The organism is Paenibacillus sp. 8b26 (genome assembly GCF_050626875.1).
Lineage (GTDB): Bacteria > Bacillota > Bacilli > Paenibacillales > Paenibacillaceae > Paenibacillus.
The window spans coordinates 2,008,321-2,028,652 of the sequence record NZ_CP192445.1 but is presented as its reverse complement, the minus strand read 5'-3'; the positions used below and the strand labels follow the sequence as shown (position 1 = coordinate 2,028,652).

Genomic DNA, 20,332 nt, shown 5'->3' with positions numbered 1-20,332 from the left:
TCTGCCTTCCAGTAGACAAGCTGTTTGCGATGGCGGCGCGGGTGAACAAGAAGCGTTCATTTCTATTTGTCAGCAAGGTGCTGGGCAAGCATATTCCGGTGAACCCTTACACCTCTCTGCTGAGTGGTGCGGCGCTGGCTATACTGCTGTACAAGGAGCTTGTCCCACAGGCAGGACAACAGATGGATGAGCTGATTGGAGAGGCTGTGAAGGGACTTCTGGATTCGGACTATGCCGAGAAAGCCTATCGTAAGCTGATGGACGAACGTTTGGCTTTTGCGGAGCCGATCAAGTTTGTTGGCTTTGCCGAGACGGCTACGGCGCTGGGACACGCCATGTATCAGGTGTTTGCGGACGGTGCTTCGTATATTCATACGACGCGCGAGGAAATTCCGGGCCTTCAGCCGATTATTCGGTTTGAAGAAGAGCATTCGCACGCTGTTGATCATCGTTGCTATGCACTGGATGAAGATGCTTTTGCGGGAGATGGCCCGATTGTGCTGGTAGATGATGAAATTACGACGGGAAAAACAACGCTTAATATCATACGGGATATTCAGGAGCATTTTCCGCGTAAACAGTATGTGATTGCTTCGTTATTAGATTGGCGGACAGACAGCGATGAGCAGGCTTTCACTGATCTGGAGGCAGAGCTGGGCATTACGATTACGCCTTTAAGCTTGCTCAAAGGAAAGATTGAGGTACAGGGAGTGCCGATGCTGGATCACGCAGAATACGCTGGGCGAGCCGGGCACGCAGAACATGCTGCTACTAGCATAGCAGAGGATACGACAGACGCTTCTGGAATAATTGACCACTGTTTTGCAGAGGATGCGTCTGGTTTTGAACGGGTAGTACACAGCTCGATTTCAACGGACGGATACGCCAATCAGGCTCCTTATTTGAAATATACAGGTCGTTTCGGCCTGCAATCCGTCGATAATGCTGCGTTGGATGCGGAAATTACGTGTACTGCGGAACGATTGAAGAAGCTTCGCTCAGGGCAGCGCACGCTGGTGATGGGTACGGGGGAATTTATGTACATTCCGATGCGGATTGCAGCGGAGCTAGGCCCGAATGTGTATTATCAGTCGACGACGCGCAGTCCGGTGTATCCCCATCGTGAGGAAGGATATGGCGTAGTTTGTGGTGTGCCTTATCCCTCACCTGATGATGGGACGGTGCGCAATTTTATTTATAATGTAGATCCTGGTCAGTATGACGAGATCTTTGTGTTGATCGAAAGGGAGTCGGATGCGCAGCGAATGAAGCCCATGCTGGATGCTTTGACCCGTCTTGGCTGCGATCAAGTACATGTTGTTTATTTTAACCGGTTAACCGGGCAGGAGAGCAAAGGAGCGCGGATATGAAGCAGACACTCATGGAGCAAATACAGCAGAAGAACATTCATCCGCCCGAGCCGTTGGGGAGCTACCCTGCATCGGATGTGACCTTTTTATTGAAGGATTTGAGCCGTGTTACGTTGGAAAAAGGGACGGAGGATCGTGAAGAGGCGATTCAGTCGGGAGTCCATTATTCAGAAATGCTCCCAGTGGAATATGAGCCTACGGCAGAGTATATTGCACTGTTTCACGAAACACTTGCCCAATCGGCCGAAAAAGTCGCATTAGCGGCAGCTTCTGTGGCTGAAATGATTGTGAGAAAAAGGGGCCTGAACACTGCGATTGTTTCGCTTGCCAGAGCAGGAACGCCCATCGGTATCTTGATCAAGCGGTATATTGACTGGAAGTACGGCGTTTCCCTGCCGCATTACAGCATTTCCATTATTCGCGGCAAAGGCATTGACCGGAATGCTATTTTGTATATTTTACAGCAGCATGGGCTGGATACTGAGCTCCAGTTTGTCGATGGCTGGACGGGAAAAGGGGCGATTCGGCAGGTGCTGATCGAGGCTTGCCGTGAGATGAACGCAGATTACGGATTACGCCTGAACGATGATCTGGCGGTGCTGGCCGATCCGGGTAGCTGCTCGGATACCTTCGGTACACGGGAAGATTATTTGATCCCGAGCGCTTGTCTGAATTCGACCGTATCGGGTCTGATGAGCAGAACGGTATTGCGCGACGATCTGATAGGCCCTGACGATTTTCATGGAGCCAAATTTTATGAATCCTGGCGGTCGGTCGATCAGTCCAATACGTTTGTGGATACGGTTTGCGGTTACTTTCAACATGTGGCTGAAACCGCCGCTACGTATGCTGAACAGATGACATTGAATCCAGCTGCGGTGACATGGCAGGGCTTGCGTGATATTGAGGCAATACAAAAAGCTTTTGGTATTCAGGATATTAATCTGGTTAAGCCCGGCGTGGGGGAGACGACTCGTGTACTGCTGCGCAGAGTGCCGTGGAAAATTCTGATTGATCGTGAAGATAATCCGAATCTTCGGCATATCGTGCTGCTGGCAAAGGATCGGGGAGTGCCTGTCGAGGTATTTAAAGGGCTGACCTATTCCTGCTGCGGGATCATTAAGCCGCTCAAGGGGGGACAAGAATGATCTACGCAAGCGATCTGGATCAGACACTGATTTACTCCAAACGTTCACTTGGCGTGCCGTTGGAGTCGCCTGGGCTGCTGCCTGCTGAACAGATTGATGGGGCAACGGCGGCGTTTATTTCAGCGCAGGCCCTCCAACTGCTGAAGACACTGCCGCAAGACGTGATGTTTATGCCTGTGACGACTCGCACGATGGCACAGTATGGACGGATCACGGTGTTTCAAACGGAGCTGGTTCCGGCATATGCCGTGACCAGCAATGGCGGTAACATCATCGTCGGAGGCGAGGTGGATCGGGAGTGGAATCGCCGCATTCATGAGCAGGTACGCCGAGATGGTGCTAATGCGGAAGAAGCACGTCAGGTGTTCGGACAGGTGCTGCATGAAGACTGGGTCGTAAACGAACGCTTTTGCGACGAGTTATTTTATGCTTTCGTTATTGAACGAGATCGTATGCCGCTGGAGCAGGTGCTGGAGAAGGCGCGAATCATACGTGAAATGGGCTGGGAGGTATCCATTCAAGGACGTAAGGTGTATCTGGTGCCTGCGGCTGTGAATAAACAGGCAGCCGTGGAGCATATCCGTAACCTCACGGATGGAGGGCCTGTAGTAGCGTCCGGCGACTCTTTGCTGGACCGTTGTCTACTGGACTATGCCGACTATGCGATTGCTCCACGTCATGGCGAGCTGTACCGGGAACAGCTGCGAGATAAGCTGGAGGTCAATTACCGTTTTACGAATGTGTCGGGGGTTTATGCAGCGGACGAAATCATGGCGTATGTTCATGAAATACACCGGAGTGTGTTCGCAGCTCAAACTTCATTTTCAGAATAGATAGGGGACGTGGCTCTGTGAAGAAGGTTAAGGTGTATTTTAACCGCTGGTTTTCAGTGGCGTATCATTATATGAATGCTATTCGTAACAATGAGGACGGTATTCCGTTCGAGATCTATGCGACACACTCAGATCCGCAGCATATGGCACTACAGGCCAGTGATGTGGCTGAGGTGGAGCCGCGCATAAGTGGCGTGGAGTATGCACGTTATTGTGCGGATTTTTGCCAGCGTCACGGAATTGATGTATTTATTCCACGATGGAATATGCTCGATATTAGCAAGAATCTTCATCTATTCGACGAAATTGGGACGAAGGTCATCGTATGCCAGGATACCGAACTGTTGGAGCAGTTGATGGAAAAGGATCTGTTTTACGAATCCATTCGCCAAAGGGACATTGTCGCGATTCCTGATTATGCCATTGCCAGCAATGCAGAGCAGTTTAAACAGGCATATGAGACGTTAACGGCACGAGGGCATAAGGTATGCTTCAAGCCATGTAATGCAGAGGGCGGAATGGGTTTTCGCATCATCGACAACGAGCGTAATCCACTGGAGGAGCTGTTCGGACATGCGCTGAACCATATCTCGTTCGAAGAGGCATATCGTGTATTGTCATCCACAGAGTCGTTCCCCAACCTGATGGTGATGGAGCTGCTGGAGGGCTATGAATACAGTATTGATTGCCTGGCTGACCGAAACGGAAAGCTGCTGGCAGCAGTTCCGCGCAGGAAGGCGGGAGGGCGATTACGGTTGCTGGAGCACCATACCGAGCTGCTGGATGTGGCGCATAAGGTCGCTGATGCATATCACATTCCGTACAATTATAACATTCAGGTAAAATATAACGGCGAGTGTCCCAAACTGCTGGAAATCAATCCGCGGATGTCTGGTGGACTACATGTGTCATGCTTGTCCGGCATCAATTTTCCTTATTTGGCGGTTAAATCGGCTTTGGGTCACGAGGTGGGTCCGCTTTATCCGCAATACGACATTTTAGCCAGTCATATCGAGCAGCCAATCACCATACGTAAATCCTTACATTGACACATGTAGAGTATATTTTCTACAATATGGTAAGGGTTTACGTCAGGAGGTACAAGCTATGACGTCAAAAATGTGGGGAACCACGATTGCCGTGGCCAGCTATCTGATTGCGCTTTTGCTGAGTTTTTGGTTGCCATTTTTTGTGTGTTTGGCAATTCCGATCATTGGTTTAGGGGGATACAACGTCGTTATGGCTATCCGCCATCCCCGACCCAATCTGACGGGTTCTGTTATACCGGTAGAGCAGGCACAAGCTGTTGAGACACAAAAGATTGAAAAGGAATCCTCGGCACCAACAGAGCCTGTAACTGAGAAACCACGCTTATCGGAACAGGTGAGCAGCGAATTTGCTCAGGTCATGGAGTATCTGGAGGTATTGGAGGATATGGTAATCTCCGAGGGGCAAAAGGATGCGCTCGATAACGAGATCGTCGAGAAGGCATTGGCTCTGTTCGCACGTTTACAGCGGGTGATTCCGCTTTTGCATGAATTAAATAACAGCGAAGTAAACCACACCGTTCGGAGGCTGATTTTGAAGGACCTGAATGGACTGATTAATCCATTTCTCCGGCTCAGCGGTGATGCCAAGCGAACCAACCGGAGAACGTTATTAAACGGCTTGCGGGATGTGGATAGCAAAATATCGGTGATTGTATCCACGGTGGAGCACAAGGATCTGATGGAATTACAAAGCAAAGCCGAACTGATTCACCAGCGGTACAGCAGTTCCGAATTGTAGGCTATTTTTATGAAAATAAAAAATCAGCAGTATAGCTGCTCTGAACAATAACCATTAGCCGTTGGATTTTAAAATTAAAAAAAGCAGCATAGCTGCCCTAAACAATAACTATTAGCCTTTGGATAACAGTTATTGTTTAGGATAGGAGGTAGCGTTATGGCGACCCCATGGGCTGAATTGAAAAAAGAAGACGAACAAAAGGTGACCGAGGAGGCTTCACAGCTTATTCAGAAAGTGTCACAGAGCGATGTCATGAGCCTGGATACTTTAATGGACGACATCGGGAAGCTGGGGGTTAAAACGCAGGAGCGTGCGGGACAGACTCTTAAAATGCTGGATCGCCCGGTGAACGATCTCATGTCCGGCGACCGGGCCGAGGTATCGAACATGATCTTAAAGCTGCGGGATGAATGCGAAACGCTCCAGCAGAGCAAAAATGTGAGCTTTTTCGGCAAGCTTCTACGGAAAAGCCCACTGAAGAACTACATTTACAAATATCAGTCGGTCAAAACAAACATTGAGCAAATCATTACAGCCTTGAGAGACGGTAGGGACAATCTGGAAGAAAACATCGTCGGTATGAGACAGTTGAAAAAGGCTTCCATTGAGGAAATCTACAATTTGCAGACGAAGATCGCCTTTGGCAATCGGTTGAAGGAGCTGTTCGAGACTGAGATTGCCAAGCCGGAGAATGAAACGCGGAAGCCTCATCTGGAACGGGGACTGCGCAAGGTGGTTACTCGTACGCAGTCGATGACCGAAATGATTTTACTCTACAATCAAGCGATTGCAGCAACGGATATCATTAATGATAATAATGATAAACTGATTGATTCCGTAAATAATGCCATTGATAAAACGTCGAATCTGATCACTGTATCGGCTATGATTGCGATGGCGCTGGCGGATCAGGACAAAATCATTTCTGCTGTAGATGCCACGAATCGTACGATTGAGAATCAATTCAAGGAAAATGCCAAGCTTCTCAAAACGACGACGGAGAGAACGACAGACTTACTTAGCAAGCCTTCTATGTCACTGGAGGCTGTGAATCAGGCCATTGGGGATTTGGTATCTGCTTTGGATCTGTCCGAAAAATCCAACCGTCAAATTATTGAAAGCTGTCATGATTATACGAGCAAAATGACGGCAATCAACGCCAACCTCAGCCAACGTTTGGGGATAGAAGGGAAGGAACAGCCCAAGAGTTTGAAGGATAACGATTCTTCCGAAGGACTAAGCTCGTTTCTGAACTGATTTTACAAATGTGAAATAATGGACCTAACCTATTGAAAAGACGCCAGGGCGATCCTGAAAGGCGTCTTTTTTGGTTTGGGGGCAGCAAATAAGGGACATGATGATCATACATAGCAATCTCGTGCATAAACTCTTAAAAAGTGAAATAACAAAGGAGAGAACGAGCGTATGATGTCCTTTATTTTGGGGTGTGTGATTGTCTATCTGCTTGTAGCTGCCAGTAGTGAAAAAGCAGATTCTATCGTGGAATTAAATGAGACTGTGAAATAAAATTTTTTATTGAAAATCATGCATTTTCTGATAGGATAGAGTTAAATATTGGAATCCCAAAGGAGAATGCATGCTGGAATTTTCATTTGAAATCATCGACGAATCGAAAATCAACATTGTGTATCAGTATGGGAGCAGCAGCTTTAATTTCAATTTGTTTTTTAATTACGGTGTATGGACGCTGCATCCTTTTGACGGAATTCTGTTGCAAAACAAGGAAATGTGCCGCCTGATCGTGGCGGATCTGTTTAAGAACAAGGATTTTCATGTCATGCTGGTACGGGAAAATATTTTGTTATCAGCCTTGCGTACCTCTATTGATCTCAATCCCGAAACCCGGGGAGAGCGATTTCAAGAGCAGGAGCCAGATGAGCTGTCTGAATTTGCTGAGAAACACAGCTTTGAAGATGTGCTGCAAATCGAGCAGGACTCCGTCCGCGAACGTATGGATTTTTTCCAAAACATTATTCAAAAAATGTATATGGAAGGATTCGGCCCGGAAGACAGCGACTTTAATAAGGTACAAGCTATGATCCGAATTTACAAAGATGCGCATGACCAACTCGGAGATTTGAGCGACTTTCCCCTGAGAGGCGACGAACGCCGCAGATGGTAGGATAGACGGACTAAGGCAAACATCATAGAGGAGCGTGGGGAATATGAGCGGTATTTCTTTGCTTAAAAAGAATGCACAAATTGTACTGACTAAAAAGAATCTAACCAATGTGACTGCTAGAGTTGGATTGGTACTTGATATTTCAGGATCTATGAGAAGTTTGTACAAAAATGGAACCGTTCAAAAGGTGTTGGAGCGAATTGTCGCGGTAGCGAGTTCTTTGGATGATGATGGTGTACTGGATGTATGGGTGTATGATCACCGTTTTTCACGTTTGCCGTCCGTTACCGAAAACGACGTTGACAACTATGTTGAAAGACACATTTTGTCCAATGATTATTTGCCCAAGTTCGGTCGTAATGATGAGCCGCCTGTGATGCGCGATGTCATCGCCAAATACACCAAGGAAGAGCCTTCTGCTGATCCGGCTTTTGTTATTTTTATTAATGATGGCGGTGTGAAACGTGGAAAAGGAGACAACATCGACAACGCGGTAATTGATTCGTCAGGAGAACCGATTTTCTGGCAATTTGTCGGTGTGGGTGAATCTGATTTTGGTGTATTAAAAAAGCTCGATAACATAGAAGGCCGTGTGGTAGATAACGCTAACTTCTTTCAAATCCAAGATGTCGAATCCATGGAAGACAATGAATTGTACGAACTACTACTAAACGAGTTCCCATTATGGCTGCAAGAAGCGAAAGACAAGCATATTTATTAAGCTTAGTAGGCCTTGTAATGTGAGAGTTCTACAAATCTCATTTTGAAAAATAGATATTAAAAAGAGAGAGTCCCACGATTAAACTCCGCGGAACCCCCTCTTTTTGTGTTATCCATCTTGTAAACATAATGAATTATAGTGGGCACTGTCTATTTAGTCATCACTACCCAAAAGATACTGGTATTTTTCGGATTCATTACGAATATCGACAGCAAGTTCTTCATATTGGGCTGAAAGAACGATGGTACGGATACGTTGCGCTTCCGGATCTTTTGGCTCCAGGAACCCTTCTTCAATCCACTTTTTAATCTTTTCTCGTACCGTCCGTTCACCAGCGTCCAATAGCCTACAAATCTCAGTTATTGAGGCGGCATTTTGCTTGAATACCAATTGACGGAATAGTGTGCGTTGCTGTATGTCCAGTTTACGGATCAGTTCAGGTTCTACCCTGAGCATCTCGCTATTTTTTTGTCGAACGATCTCTGCTGCTTCTGAGTATACTTCGGCCAATCCACTCAAAAAGTACTCCAACCAAACGGTTATATCTGCATCATTTCGACCAAAATAATAGTTGTGGGAAAGCTTCATTTGCAACGCACGGTAATAATCATTCAGGTTTCGATCGTAGAAATTTTCCAAAACAAACAATCCTTTCAGACCATAACCCCCTCTACGCAAAATGTACGTAGCGATCATACGAGCGGTTCGTCCGTTGCCATCCATGTACGGATGAATAGTTAGAAACTGCCACATGGCTGTTCCTGCTTGAATGGGAGCAGCTAAATTCACATTATGCGGCGAATTAATCCATGCAATCAAGTCTTCCATCAGAACGGGAACATCTTGAGACTCCGGCGGGAGATAAAAGCCTACCTGATTGCGGTCGCCGACTTTATTTTGTTCATTACGGTATTCGCTCAGTCTGGGTCTGCGTCCATGTACTACTTTAATGATAGCATGTAGTTTTTTAATCCATTCTTCGGTGATGGGCAGTTCACGCTGCTCTGACTCATCTAGAAATTCAATGGCCTTCATCAGGTTATAAACCTCTTGCTCTTCGTCGTTTTTACTGGATTTATAAAGAACCTTCCGCTTTGCTTCATTGTCCAGAGTGTTACCTTCCATTTTGGTGGAAAGAAGTACAGTAACCTCTTGTGCTTCTTTTTTTAATTCCTCAAGAATCGTTCCCGGAAGCGGAAGCTGCTCTACAACTACGCTGGAGCGTTCTATTTTCAGTAAGTCATTAATCATCGACGAAGTAATGGTATATCTCGGCTTAAACATTATAAAACCTCCTTCTCATTACATTATAACACATTTGCCGCTAAATTACCGCAAATTAAGATGCGTATGTAATTGTTTCTTAACGATTTTAGGAAAAAGTCAACAAAAAAGAGAGTCCCACGAATAAACTTCGCGGAACTCTCTCTTTTGTGTACCTCAGTCAAAACAAGGTAGGCCAAGTTAAACCACTTGGCCTACCCCTCTCTCCACCTTACACACCACTAAAACGTATAGAAGCTCTACGGCGGTTGCCAGCGGAGCGGGCAGAATTGTTCTGAAGAAGCGATAGCGTTCGCCTTTATTCCCGGATTTCACCCTTTACAGGCTCTTATTCAAAAGAAATCCGGGAATAACAGCGATCGGAAGAACAATCTGCACGCGCAGCGCCCACCAACCGCAAGAAGGCTTTCATACGCCCTAACTAACTTATTCCCATTAAAACCATCGAACAAAGCACAAGCCCCGTACCGCATCCCGAGGTGTACACCTTGAGGTGACGGAACACAGACGTTTTCCAGGCAGTTAGAGATTCATCCGAACGCAATCGTTCGTTTTCCTCCTGTAATGCCTTGGATTGTCGGATGAACAGATGTCTGATGTCGGCGAATCCCCGCAGGAAGAGGGTGAGAAACCCGCTTTGCAGGACGTGGAAGATTGCGCCGATCACCAAGCCCAGCAAGCCTAACAGAAATAGCAGATTCGCTGTTGCCACATTTTCACGATCATCTAACAGATGGGGCGAGGCATACAGATAACCAAAGGCGCCGACGATCAGGGCCGTTATCCCGAAACGTAAAAACATTATTTTTCGACCCGTTTGGCAAAACGAAGATCCGGGTTCGAACGGGCGTCAAATACGATGCCTTGAACTTTAGGACTGATCAATGCCGTGTCCGCAGAGAACTGGATCGGAATAATTGGCAGATCCTCCATCAATACGTCCTCAGCCTGATGAAGCTGCTCGAAGCGTTTTGCCGGATCAAGCTCGAAGGTAGAAGATTCGATCAACTTGTCATACTCCGGGTTGCTCCAGTTGGTAAAGTTGTTCGAGTTTTTGGAAGTATAGTGTCCCAATACGCCGAGCGGATCAAGGAAGTTTCCTTCCCAGCCCATACGGGCGATTTGGAAATTCTTTTGTTTAAAGGTATCAATGTATGTTTTCCATTCTTGATTTTCCAGCGTTACTCCAACGCCCAGGTTCGTTTTCAGCATTTCCTGGATCGCTTCGGCTACTTTTTTATGCTTGTCCGAAGTGTTGTATTTGAAGGTGATCGGTGGCAGTTGGGTCAAACCTTCTTCTTTCAGACCTTCGGCCAGCAATTGTTTCGCTTTGGCAGCGTCAAACTCATAGTATTTTTTCGGCGCTTCGTCACGGAAATCCTTACCGGATGGTGTTGTTGTTCCGTATGGAACATAACCGTAAGCCGGAGTTTCGCCACCTTTGGTTACGCTGGTAGCCAGTGCTTCGCGGTCAATCGCGTAGGCAATGGCCTGTCTGATTTTTTTATTATCAAAAGGCTTTTGTTTTACGTTAAAAGAATACGTGTACACACTGAAAGATGGATGCGACAGGAATTCCTTGTTGCTCTTTTCCTGATCCAATGTATCTACGGGAAGGCTCAAAATCAGATCCAGATCGCCCGTTTTATACATTTGATAATAAGTTGTGGAGTCTTGAACCATTTTAAAATTAATCGTTGCCATCGTAATGGCATCTTTGTTCCAGAATTGATCGTTTTTCGCCAGCGTAATTTGTTCGTTATGTTTCCATTCCTTGGCTACATACGCGCCGTTGCCGACAATGGTGTTGGCTTCTGCCGCCCATTTGTCGCTTTTCTTAACCACGGATTGGTTTACGGGCAGATACGCATGACCCACTGCGATCGTTGGGAAGAAGCTTAGCGGTGATTTCAGCTCGACCACAAGGGTTTTGTCGTCCTTGGCTGTAACACCCACATCTTCGACTTTACCTTTGCCTGTGTTGTAGGCTTCTGCTCCCTTGATGTAGTACAGAGCGGAAGGATCGTAGGCAGCCGTTTTCGGATTCAGGACTCGTTTCCAGGAGTATTCAAAATCCTTTGCAGTAAGCGGGTCACCATTCGACCATTTCGCGCCGTCGCGGATAGTGAAGGTGTACGTTTTGCCGTCAGGAGTGATGTCTACTTTGCTGGCAGCGCCCTCTACGATTTTACCGGCTTTGTCATATGTATACAGACCTTCGTACAGGTTATCAATAACAAAGTAGGACGTTGTATCTGATGCAAAAGCAGGGTCCAGTGTATACGGCTCGCCACCTGCCAAGTTAGCTGTAATTTCCTGTGGAATATCTGCTTGCGGCGCAGCGGCTGGATCATTGCTTGCTGCTTTGTCTGTATTGCCAGAGCATCCGGCCAAAGCCGTTACTGCCAAAAGTAAAATGACAGTCATCCAATGCATTTTTTTCATCGTATAATTCCTCCATTAAGTTTGTTAGTTGTCCAAAAGATAAGGTGCACCGTACTGGGATTTATTCATCCTCCTTTCTGACAGGTATGCCGCGTGTGCGCAGTTCCATAAAGGAGTTGCCGTTGGTTCTGCTGTTGGGCGAGAAATTGCGGATCATAGTAGATACCCCTCCTTGTTCCATTTGTAAATCCTTGTTATTAATGCTGTGAACGCGGGTCAAGCGCATCCTGAAGCCCGTCTCCGAGCGTGTTGAACGCCAGCATGGTGAGCGAGATCATCAGTCCGGGGAAGAACAGACGCCACCATTGTCCGCTTAATATGACCCCGAGTGAATCGTTAGCCATTGTCCCCCAACTGGCGGAAGGAGATTGAATCCCCAGACCGAGAAAGCTCAGGAACGATTCAGCAAAAATAGCTGACGGAATGGTGAACGTCAGGTTCACGATAATGATCGCCGCTGCATTCGGCAGCAAATGCTTGAAAATAATGCGCGAATGGGAGGTTCCCAAACTACGGGCGGCTAACACATATTCCTGCTGCTTGAGCTGTAAAATTTGCCCCCGAACGACACGGGCCATACCCACCCATCCAGTAATAGATAAAGCAATAATCATCGTGAGCAGTCCCGGCTTCATAATGACCAGCAGCAAAATGATGACCAGCAGATAAGGAATGCTGTACAGAATTTCAATAATACGCATTAGGACATTGTCAATCCGGTCGCCCGTTTTGCCGCGTCCCGCACAATATCCGGCTATACAGCCGACGAGAATGCCAAGCACCAAATCAATGGCGGCAGCGGCAAACCCGATCATCAGCGAGATTCTGGCCCCGGCCCAGGTCCGTGCCCATACGTCTCTTCCCAGATCATCCGTACCAAACCAATGCTCTCCCGAAGGAGGAAGGTTCGTCTTTAATAGGGATTGGTCACTGGGGGCATAAGGAACCATAGAAGGTCCGGCAATCGCCAGCGCGATAATAATGATAAGTAAGGAAAGCCCCAGAAGAGAGAGCTTGTTGTTAAAAAGTCTGCGAAGCCGATCCCGCCATAGTGATTCTTTGGGTCTGGACAATGTGGGGGCGGGCAGCTGGCTGCGGTCAACGGGACTGAACAGGCTGTCCCTTTCGACAGTGGGTGCTGCTTTCATGTTAATCTCCTTTGCTGACTAATTTGATTCGCGGATCGACAAGACGATAGGAAATATCAATTAAAAATAAGGTAACGACCAGAATGGCACTGTAAAAAATGGTTGTGCCCATAATGACCGGATAATCCCGGTTAAATATACTGTCTACAAAGTATTTACCGATGCCGGGAATGGCAAATATCTTTTCCACAACAAAGGTACCTGTAATGACGGAAGCGAACAGGGGTCCGATGAAGGACAGCACGGGAATCAGCGCATTGCGCAACCCGTGACGGATGACTACGGCCCAAGAGGATAGCCCTTTCGCCTTGGCGGTGCGTATGTACTCCTGATGCATCACTTCCAGCATGCTTGTCCGCATGAAGCGGGCGATGACGGCGAGAGGGGAAACGGCGAGAGCCAGCGATGGAAGCACCGTGTGCTGCCAGGTTCCCCAAGAGGCGACCGGGAGCAAATCCCATTTGACGGCTACATATTTGATTAAAAGCGGTGCCAAAATGAAGCTGGGTACGGAAATACCGACAATGGCAATAAACATCGAAATATAATCCAATGGTCGATTATGATGTAAAGCTGCCAGCGTTCCGAGCGCAATACCCGCAATAATCGCAACAACGATGGATTGAATGCCGAGCAATGCGGAAGGTGGAAAACCCCTGGCAATGAGCATGTTCACGTCCGTCGTTTTTGATTGAATAGATGGGCCCATATCCAGCACCAGCAAATTTTTCAGATACAACACATACTGCACGGCAAGCGGCTTGTCCAGATTGTATCTGGCACGCATGTTTTGCAGCACTGCTTCCGGAATCGTTTTAGAGTCGTTCGAGAATGGGTCCCCCGGAATGATGTGCATGATGATAAACGTTAAAGTGACGATAATCCACAATGTAACGAGCATCGTAAAAAGACGTTTTAAAATGTACATGGGGCTTTATTTCTCCTGTCTATGCTGAAAATAATGGTTATCTGTAGGCTAATCGTCATTTTCAGGGCAGCTACGCTGCTGGTTTTCAGCTTTTTTTAAATAAATAAAAGTATATAAGAATACTAGGAAATGATAAAACGGTTTAGGTGACATGTCAAGGTAAGGTTTTACATTATAGAACATTGGTCAAATTTTCGTCACAGGTTTTTCATTTTTATAAGGCTAAGATTCCGCTCCATCCTCTCGACGAGTATCTTGCGGTATGTTATGATGATACTCTGATAACGTGTTAACGAACTAAAGCGTTTGCCGCCTGTCCTTTGGATAGGGAGGTTACCATTGCTGGAGGGAATAAAATGAAAAAAACAGCCATGTTCACAATGATGATTGGATTGATTATGATCGTTTTGGCCGGATGTTCCGGTGGTAAGGATAACAGCAAGCTGATTATCGGAATTGATGATAAATTTGCACCGATGGGTTTTAGAGATGAAAATAATGAGCTGACCGGATTTGATATTGATTATGCCAAGGCGGCTGCGGAGCAAATGGGCAAGCAAGTGGAATTCCAGCCCATTGACTGGTCTGCCAAAGAATCCGAGCTGAACAGCGGCCGTATTGATCTGATTTGGAACGGCTATACGATTACGGATGAGCGCAAGGAAAAGGTGCTGTTTACGAAGCCGTATCTGAAAAATAGTCAGGTGATCGCGCTCCCGGCCAAATCCAATCTCACGAAGCTGGACGATCTGGCGGGCAAAAATGTAGGTCTTCAAACATTGTCCTCGGCAGCCGATGCACTGGATGCGAATCCGATCAAGAGCAAACTGAAACAGGTGTCTGAGTATCCCGATAATGTGCTTGCGTTGACCGATCTGAAAACCGGACGTCTGGATGCGGTTGTCATTGATGAAGTGGTAGCCAAATACTATATGTCCAAAGAGCCAGGAACGTATAAGCTGCTTGGTGAATCGCTGGCCCCTGAGGAGTATGGTATCGGCGTGAAAAAAGGGAACGACGAGCTGCTGACGCAATTGCAATCTGCTTTGGATGAGCTGCACAAGAATGGCAAAGCTGCTGAGATTTCGAAAAAGTGGTTTGGTGAAGATAAAGTTTTGAATTAATACGTAGCGTATTGAACTAAGGGTTTAGGAGTCGAAGGTTATGAGTATGGATTATATTTTACGAATTATGAAGCCTATGCTCGAAGGGGCGCAGATGACGGTTATTTTATTTTTCATCACGCTCATCTTGTCCATTCCGCTGGGATTTATCGTTACGTTGCTGGCGAAAAGCCGGATTAAGCCTATTGCCTGGCTGATGCATACGTACATTTATGTCATACGGGGCACACCGCTTTTGCTGCAACTGCTGTTCTTTTGCTTTGGTCTGCCGATGTTGCCTGTGATCGGGGAGTATCTGGTTCTGGACCGGACAACGGCTGCGTTGCTGGCGTTTGTGCTGAATTATGCGGCTTATTTTGCTGAAATTTTCAGAGGCGGGATGTTGTCGATTGATAAGGGACAATACGAAGCTTCACAAGTGCTGGGCCTGAGCAAGTCGCAGACGCTGATTCGAGTTATTGTGCCGCAAATGGTACGGATTGCTTTGCCTGCGGTCACGAATGAGGCGACAACACTAGTCAAGGATACGGCTCTGTTATACGCGGTAGCTGTACCGGAACTGCTGCATTTTGCGAATACGGCTGTGAATCGTGATTTTACGATTGTGCCTTATTTTGTAGCGGCAATGATCTATTTGTTGTTGGCTTTGGTGCTGACGCTATTCTTTAGAGCGCTGGAAAAACGTTTTAAATTCGAGTAAAAGGAATGTCGGGATATGAACACTAACGCAATAGAAGTAATCGATTTGAAAAAATCGTTCGGTAAGCTCGACGTTCTGAAAAGAGTGAGCTTTAACGTCAAGGCGGGTGAGGTCGTTGCGGTCATCGGTCCTTCTGGCTCGGGGAAAAGTACCATGCTTCGCAGTCTGGTTCATCTGGAAGATGTGACGGGCGGGACGATCCGCATTCATGATAAAGCATTGGTGGAAAATGGTCAGTACGCCCCGGCAGGCGACATTAAGGGCATTACCACGGGGATGGGCATGGTGTTCCAGCATTTTAATCTGTTCCCTCACTTGACGGTACAGGATAATCTGGAGCTGGCTCCAAAGCTGGTGAAAAAAACGAGCAAGTCTGAGCTGCGTCGTCAAAGCGCGGAACTGCTGGCTAAAGTCGGCTTGGCGGATAAAGCGGATGCGTATCCGTCCCGACTGTCGGGCGGACAGAAGCAGCGTGTGGCGATTGCCCGGGCAATGATGATGAACCCCGATATTTTGCTGTTCGACGAGCCAACCTCGGCCCTTGATCCCGAGCTGACGGGTGAGGTGCTGCGAGTCATCAAAAAGCTGGCTGAGGAGCATATGACGATGGTCATCGTGACCCATGAGATGAACTTTGCGAGAGATGTGGCGGATCGTGTCATTTTTATGGATAATGGAGAAATTGCGGAATCCGGTACACCGGAGCAAATTTTCGGCAATCCGCAGCTAGAGCGGACGAAGGTATTTTTGAATCGGGTGGGGGATTAAAAATATAGTTGCTCGTTTGGGTGTGTGTCGGGGAGGCGCTGCGCGTGCAGATTGTTCTTCCGATCGCTGTTATCCCCGGATTTTTTTCATTGGAATAGAAATTTAAAGGTGAAAATCCGGGGATAAAGGCGAATGCTCCGCTTCTTCAGAACAATTCTGCCCGCTCCGCTCACCGACCACCTGTGCAAGTAACATATTTTTAAGCAGGAAGTGTAGGCACGTATCAGGTCGTTAACCTGACCTCGTCGTGGTCAAGGAACAACTGGCTCAATACCGAGCGCTAGAAGCGAAGTAAAGGGATTTGCATACAAAGCAAAGCACTTCAAGGCAAAAGATTACTTTTGCCGTTTGAAGTGCTTTTTTCTGTACTTATTCATTAAATGTTCCCATCTATAATCGGTTCGCTTTACCCTCGTTTTGGTATAGACTCGTGTTCCTCGCTAAATACTTCAATCATCGTTAATGCCCCCGTCCGATACCCGTGAATGAATGCTGCTGCGGAGTGCAGGGAGGTTGACTCGTTTAATAAATCAAATATGACTTCCATTTGCTCAAAATCGACTTCTGATAATTTATTTTTCAGCATCTCCATATGTTCACTAATTTTTTGATTCACTTTTTGAGACTCAGGATCGGTTGACTTTATTTGTTCACTGGGATGCCAATTCCCATAATACATATCCTCCAAAATCATTTTCATTATGCCTCCTATAAATACTGATTATTTATATAAGTCGAGCTAAAGAAGTACATACGGCGCCACTACGCGGTCGGATGGTGCTTCCCATCGCTGTTGCGCCCGGATTTCTTAATCAAGCTAAGAAGGTTGAAATCCGGGCACAAAGGCGAACGCTATCGCTTGTACAGCACCATTCCGCCCACTTCGTTCTTATTCTACTTGTTGTACTCTTTAAATAAATTTTATGCGAAAAACGCATAAAAATCAATATGCAGTTTTCGCATGGAGTAAACTTTGCTTGGGTGATGAGCAATGTATAAGAGAATTCGCGATTTACGTGAGGACAAAGACTTAACACAACAGACCATGGCTGAATTATTACATATCTCACAAACGACCTACTCTCGATATGAAAATGGGACCTTGGACGTTCCAAGTGTTGTCTTAATCAAATTGGCAGATTTCCACAAGGTAAGTATCGACTTTATTCTTGGTCAGACAGATAATCCTGAACGTTGTACAGGTAAAAAGAATAGCACGCAAAATAAAGCTCTATGATGGCCGCAGGAGCTTTATTTCAATATTCTGTTATACGCTTCGTTGGGAAATATTTACTTTAATAAAACGAATTTAGGAGAATCCGTCTGTCCCCATTGAGAGTTTTTGCATATGAAGGGACGACTCAAGATTTCAAGGTAAAGTCGAAGATAAACAAATTTTATGCGAAAAACGCATAAAAATCAATATGTTGTTTTCGCATGTCGTAAACTTTGCTTGGGTGATGAGCAGTGTATAAGAGAATTCGCAATTTACGTGAGGACAAAGACTTAACACAACAGAGCATGGCCGACTTCTTAGGTATCTCACAAACAACCTATTCCCGATATGAAAATGGGAACCTGGACGTTCCAAGTGTTGTCTTGATCAAATTGGCGGATTTCCACAAGGTGAGTATCGACTTTATTCTTGATCAGACAGATAATCCTAAACGTTACAGGTAAAAAGGCATAACATGCACAATAAAGCTCCCGTGATGATTCACAGGAGTTTTTTTGCTGGAATTATTCATTTCGTCCCATCATAACCGTGTTGTGGGGCTTACCGTCGGACAGAATTTTGTCCTTTTTTAATATGCCTTCGATCTCCAACCCCAGTTGCCAATGGCAACTTCTTTAGTTTTACGATTAAATGAATATCTAAAAAATCCGACATAAAAATAGATTCTCATATTGCTCGAAATAATTAAAAGCAGCGAAGACCTTCTTCCAACGTTACGAAACCCGATTACCCTTCAACGGGTTCTATAAAATTCAAAGAAAGCTAAACATAATAGAGTTAAAGCTTTAATTTGTTAGGTTTTTATGTAAGCGCTATCATTCTATAATTTACTCAGAAAGGAGGTAAAAGTAAAAAAACGGGATATGGCACGGATAAGTGATGTGCTGCAAAGAGAATCAACCAACAAGCAGGTGTATGGGACAAACACAAAAATTTTAGGAGGTAAAGTATGTTTAAGTTTAGTAAGAAAATGATGACGGTAGTTCTTGCAGCTTCCATGAGTTTTGGGTTGTTTGCAACAACCTCAAGTGCAGCGACAGATTATTGGCAAAATTGGACCGATGGCGGCGGGACGGTCAATGCTGTTAATGGATCAGGCGGTAATTACAGCGTGACATGGCAAAATACCGGGAATTTTGTTGTCGGCAAAGGCTGGACTACCGGATCACCAAACAGGACGATTAACTACAATGCTGGCGTCTGGGCGCCGTCCGGCAATGGATATTTGACTCTCTACGGGTGGACGAGAAACGCACTCATCGAATATTACGTCGTTGATAGCTGGGGGACTTATCGACCTACTGGAACGTATAAAGGTACGGTGACCAGTGATGGGGGCACATATGACATCTATACGACAATGCGATACAACGCACCTTCCATTGACGGCCCACAAACGTTTGTTCAGTACTGGAGTGTTCGACAGTCGAAGAGACCGACCGGGGGCAACTCCACGATCACTTTCAGCAACCACGTGAACGCATGGGCGAGCAAAGGAATGAATCTGGGGAATAGCTGGTCTTACCAGGTGTTAGCAACAGAGGGGTATCAGAGTAGTGGGAGCTCTAACGTAACGGTGTGGTAACCACTCAACTGCAAGCTGTTCGACGAACAGGCACGGTTGGGACTGCCTACGGGATAAACGGGTTTTGAAAGCTGTCTGATAGATAGGGTTTAAATGAATCGATCATGGAGGACTCACCGAGCCCTAAGCATTGTAGACAGGCCGATGACCGTTCCCCTCCAGTCTATCCGTCAGTGCGGATGCGTTGCAGGCCGTTACCTGCTAGACGAACGGCCTTCGACGCTGCTGGAGGCGAATTGAGGGCCGTCATGGCCTATCATTTTTCCTATCAGCTTAAAGGAGATATATCATTGAGAACGCTATTCATGTTCCTTTTAATAGCACCAATGGTTGTGGTCAGCGCATGTTCGCAAGATAAGCCTGAGAAAAAGGATAACCTTGTATTCGTGGAAGGTGGGACTTTTCAGAATAATAAGTCCAACAACTCTGGAAAAAGCGTGGGTTGAAGTCATGTAATCAAAGAAGTATACGAGAGGGCTTAAAACCGTATTACAACATAGACAAGGAAAAGAAAGACCCGAATAATAAGAATGATAACGATAATATAAAATGGACAGCAACGATTAATGAGGGAGCTAACGGTTATCGATTGTCTACAGAAGTGGAGTGGGAATATGCTGCAGGCGGAGGTCAGGCGAGCAAGGGCTACACATACAGTGGAAGCAATAATGCCGACGAGGTCGCATGGTATTGGAAAAATGCCGGAGACAAATACTTATCTGGAGACTGGAACTGGCCTATCATAGAGAGCAACAATAATAAAACTAAATCAATCGGTACCCGGAAACCCAACGAGTTAGGAATTTACGATATGTCCGGCAACGTAAGGGAATGGTGTTGGGACTGGTATGGAGACTTGGATAGCCAAAGCGGTTCCTTCCGGGTTGTGAAGGGCGGCGGTTGGATCGGTAACGTCAGCAACAACGAGATATCTTTCCGAGGCAAGTTCGATGCGAATGGCTTTGGTCCCGATCAAGGGTTTCGTAGCTCGTAAAGAGTAATTGGAACAAGGTATACCAAACGAAGGTTAAACTAACGGGCAGTTTAGGTTAATACAGTTCTACCCCACCGAGTTGAAAAAAGAATAAAGTCACTAATTTACCTAGAGTT

Annotated in this window: 20 protein-coding genes and 1 pseudogene; 15 read left to right on the top strand and 6 right to left on the bottom strand. The window is 46.3% G+C overall.

Annotated elements, in window-relative coordinates; all coding sequences use genetic code 11:
- The first annotated feature begins 29 nt into the window (after positions 1-29).
- From ACQ4MX_RS09115 to ACQ4MX_RS09080, 8 genes are all read left to right on the top strand, one after another.
- Positions 30-1,370, top strand: coding sequence for a phosphoribosyltransferase family protein (locus ACQ4MX_RS09115; RefSeq protein WP_431091287.1), 1,341 nt, complete (start codon positions 30-32; stop codon positions 1,368-1,370).
- The gene (locus ACQ4MX_RS09110) at positions 1,367-2,518 is read left to right on the top strand and encodes a cysteine protease StiP family protein (RefSeq protein WP_431090227.1); all 1,152 of its coding nucleotides are present in this window, start codon (positions 1,367-1,369) and stop codon (positions 2,516-2,518) included. Before ACQ4MX_RS09115 ends, ACQ4MX_RS09110 begins: the two co-directional genes overlap by 4 nt.
- Positions 2,515-3,351: an HAD family hydrolase gene (locus ACQ4MX_RS09105; RefSeq protein WP_431090226.1), complete on the top strand. Its 837-nt coding sequence runs from the start codon at positions 2,515-2,517 to the stop codon at positions 3,349-3,351. The genes ACQ4MX_RS09110 and ACQ4MX_RS09105 overlap by 4 nt, the downstream gene beginning before the upstream one ends.
- A gap of 17 nt (positions 3,352-3,368) precedes the next feature.
- Positions 3,369-4,400: an ATP-grasp domain-containing protein gene (locus tag ACQ4MX_RS09100; RefSeq protein WP_431090225.1), complete on the top strand. Its 1,032-nt coding sequence runs from the start codon at positions 3,369-3,371 to the stop codon at positions 4,398-4,400.
- 58 nt (positions 4,401-4,458) lie between these two features.
- Positions 4,459-5,139, top strand: a complete 681-nt coding sequence (locus ACQ4MX_RS09095; protein ID WP_431090224.1) for a hypothetical protein — start codon at positions 4,459-4,461, stop codon at positions 5,137-5,139.
- A 156-nt stretch (positions 5,140-5,295) separates the two neighbouring features.
- Positions 5,296-6,396 (top strand): toxic anion resistance protein, encoded by a 1,101-nt coding sequence (locus ACQ4MX_RS09090; RefSeq protein ID WP_431090223.1) that lies wholly within the window; start codon positions 5,296-5,298, stop codon positions 6,394-6,396.
- Positions 6,397-6,736: 340 nt separating this feature from the next.
- Positions 6,737-7,282, top strand: a complete 546-nt coding sequence (locus tag ACQ4MX_RS09085) for a hypothetical protein (protein WP_431090222.1) — start codon at positions 6,737-6,739, stop codon at positions 7,280-7,282.
- 43 nt (positions 7,283-7,325) lie between these two features.
- Positions 7,326-8,003, top strand: coding sequence for a vWA domain-containing protein (locus tag ACQ4MX_RS09080; RefSeq protein WP_431090220.1), 678 nt, complete (start codon positions 7,326-7,328; stop codon positions 8,001-8,003).
- A 153-nt stretch (positions 8,004-8,156) separates the two neighbouring features.
- On the opposite strand, the gene ACQ4MX_RS09075 is transcribed toward ACQ4MX_RS09080, so the two are convergent.
- From ACQ4MX_RS09075 to ACQ4MX_RS09055, 5 genes are all read right to left on the bottom strand, one after another.
- Positions 8,157-9,287, bottom strand: coding sequence for a Fic family protein (locus ACQ4MX_RS09075; protein ID WP_431090219.1), 1,131 nt, complete (start codon positions 9,285-9,287; stop codon positions 8,157-8,159).
- A 421-nt stretch (positions 9,288-9,708) separates the two neighbouring features.
- Positions 9,709-10,089: a DUF3899 domain-containing protein gene (locus ACQ4MX_RS09070; protein ID WP_431090218.1), complete on the bottom strand. Its 381-nt coding sequence runs from the start codon at positions 10,087-10,089 to the stop codon at positions 9,709-9,711.
- Entirely contained in the window at positions 10,089-11,732 is a 1,644-nt protein-coding gene (locus tag ACQ4MX_RS09065; protein WP_431090217.1) for a peptide ABC transporter substrate-binding protein, read from the bottom strand. Before ACQ4MX_RS09065 ends, ACQ4MX_RS09070 begins: the two co-directional genes overlap by 1 nt.
- A gap of 197 nt (positions 11,733-11,929) precedes the next feature.
- Positions 11,930-12,880: an ABC transporter permease gene (locus tag ACQ4MX_RS09060; protein ID WP_431090215.1), complete on the bottom strand. Its 951-nt coding sequence runs from the start codon at positions 12,878-12,880 to the stop codon at positions 11,930-11,932.
- A gap of 1 nt (position 12,881) precedes the next feature.
- The gene (locus tag ACQ4MX_RS09055; protein ID WP_431090214.1) at positions 12,882-13,808 is read right to left on the bottom strand and encodes an ABC transporter permease; all 927 of its coding nucleotides are present in this window, start codon (positions 13,806-13,808) and stop codon (positions 12,882-12,884) included.
- 356 nt (positions 13,809-14,164) lie between these two features.
- On the opposite strand from ACQ4MX_RS09055, the gene ACQ4MX_RS09050 reads away from it, so the two are divergent.
- Genes ACQ4MX_RS09050 through ACQ4MX_RS09040 form a run of 3 tightly spaced genes read left to right on the top strand, consistent with a single transcriptional unit; the run spans position 14,165 to position 16,400 of the window.
- The gene (locus tag ACQ4MX_RS09050) at positions 14,165-14,932 is read left to right on the top strand and encodes an amino acid ABC transporter substrate-binding protein (protein WP_431090213.1); all 768 of its coding nucleotides are present in this window, start codon (positions 14,165-14,167) and stop codon (positions 14,930-14,932) included.
- A gap of 40 nt (positions 14,933-14,972) precedes the next feature.
- Positions 14,973-15,632, top strand: coding sequence for an amino acid ABC transporter permease (locus tag ACQ4MX_RS09045; protein ID WP_025683112.1), 660 nt, complete (start codon positions 14,973-14,975; stop codon positions 15,630-15,632).
- 15 nt (positions 15,633-15,647) lie between these two features.
- Entirely contained in the window at positions 15,648-16,400 is a 753-nt protein-coding gene (locus ACQ4MX_RS09040) for an amino acid ABC transporter ATP-binding protein (protein ID WP_149095907.1), read from the top strand.
- 406 nt (positions 16,401-16,806) lie between these two features.
- Here ACQ4MX_RS09040 and ACQ4MX_RS09035 read toward each other — a convergent pair whose 3' ends face one another.
- Entirely contained in the window at positions 16,807-17,094 is a 288-nt protein-coding gene (locus tag ACQ4MX_RS09035; RefSeq protein WP_431090210.1) for a DUF6809 family protein, read from the bottom strand.
- Between the two features lie 297 nt (positions 17,095-17,391).
- On the opposite strand from ACQ4MX_RS09035, the gene ACQ4MX_RS09030 reads away from it, so the two are divergent.
- The 4 genes and pseudogenes from ACQ4MX_RS09030 to ACQ4MX_RS09015 all read left to right on the top strand — a co-directional run bounded on the left by ACQ4MX_RS09030 (position 17,392) and on the right by ACQ4MX_RS09015 (position 20,216).
- Positions 17,392-17,637, top strand: coding sequence for a helix-turn-helix domain-containing protein (locus ACQ4MX_RS09030; protein ID WP_431090209.1), 246 nt, complete (start codon positions 17,392-17,394; stop codon positions 17,635-17,637).
- A gap of 230 nt (positions 17,638-17,867) precedes the next feature.
- The gene (locus tag ACQ4MX_RS09025) at positions 17,868-18,080 is read left to right on the top strand and encodes a helix-turn-helix domain-containing protein (RefSeq protein WP_023987218.1); all 213 of its coding nucleotides are present in this window, start codon (positions 17,868-17,870) and stop codon (positions 18,078-18,080) included.
- Positions 18,081-18,586: 506 nt separating this feature from the next.
- Positions 18,587-19,222: a glycoside hydrolase family 11 protein gene (locus ACQ4MX_RS09020; RefSeq protein ID WP_431090208.1), complete on the top strand. Its 636-nt coding sequence runs from the start codon at positions 18,587-18,589 to the stop codon at positions 19,220-19,222.
- Between the two features lie 290 nt (positions 19,223-19,512).
- Positions 19,513-20,216: pseudogene (locus tag ACQ4MX_RS09015) on the top strand (SUMF1/EgtB/PvdO family nonheme iron enzyme).
- Positions 20,217-20,332 lie beyond the last annotated feature (116 nt).